This window comes from Streptomyces sp. NPDC002130, assembly GCF_040296465.1.
Lineage (GTDB): Bacteria > Actinomycetota > Actinomycetes > Streptomycetales > Streptomycetaceae > Streptomyces.
Genome location: NZ_JBEOXI010001281.1, coordinates 1 through 1,031, shown reverse-complemented (window position 1 = coordinate 1,031; position 1,031 = coordinate 1). Strand labels below are relative to the sequence as shown.

Below are 1,031 nucleotides of genomic sequence, written 5' to 3'. Positions count from 1 at the left end.
GTGTGGCACTGATGGACCGCATGCTGGCCGAGCGCCCGAGCCTGTGGCTCGAAGACATCGGCGAAGTTGTATGAGCAGCGCCGTCGAACCTGCCACGGTCGCAGGCGATTCGGAGAGCGCAGGCCACCCGATCGATCCAGACTATCCCGTTACTCCGGTTCCGCTTCATGCACGAAAGCCGTTCTTCTCGCTCGCGGTGGTGTTGTTGGGGTTCACCATCTTCACACCGACGATGTTGGCCGGAGCAGCGCTCGGTACCGCGTTCTCGTTCTGGAAACTGATGGTGGTGATCGCCGCCGGATCCGCCATCTTGGGGGTGTACGTCGCCATGATGGGGTTCGTCGGAGCCCGAACCGGACTCACAACAGTTGTGATGGCGCGCTACAGTTTCGGCACTCGCGGGTCCAAGCTCGCTTCGATCCTGCTGGGCGGTACCCAGATCGGCTGGTACGGAGTGATCATCGGCACGATCGGCGATCTCACCGCGCAGGCGTTGGGCTGGGATTCTTATCTCGCGCGAGCGTCGGTGATGATCGCGGCGAGCGTCTTGATGTGCATCACTGCCTGCTACGGTTACCGCGGAATGTATTGGGTCTCGCTCGTCTCGACGCCTTTGATCCTGGCGTTGGCCTGCTGGGTCGTGTTCCGGTCCCTCGAGGAAGTCGGTGGATTCTCCGGCCTGGTCTCGGTTCAACCGCAGACGACCATGACGATCGCGCTCGCAATCACCACTGTCGTCGGCACGTTCGTATCGGCGGGAACGCAAGCGCCCAACTGGACCAGGTTTGCCCGTTCCGGATCACAAGCGGTGTGGGCCTGCGTTATCGGGTTCCTGCTCGGAAACGGATTGATGATCCTGTTCGGTGCCATCGGAGCCATCACGTTCCACGAGGGTGACTTCGTGCTGATTCTCTACAACCTCGGGCTTGTCGGCTGGGGCCTGGTCTTGCTGTTCGGGAATCTCTGGAAGAGCAACGCCGACACCGCTTACGCCTTCGGTGTGGCCGGGGCCGAACTGTTCAGAAAGCCCC

At 61.7% G+C, this 1,031-nt stretch carries 1 protein-coding gene; it reads left to right on the top strand.

Annotated features, from left to right (window positions below):
- Positions 1-70: 70 nt before the first annotated feature.
- On the top strand, positions 71-1,031 hold a 961-nt coding region (locus tag ABT116_RS50285; protein WP_351648546.1), incomplete at its 3' end, for a cytosine permease.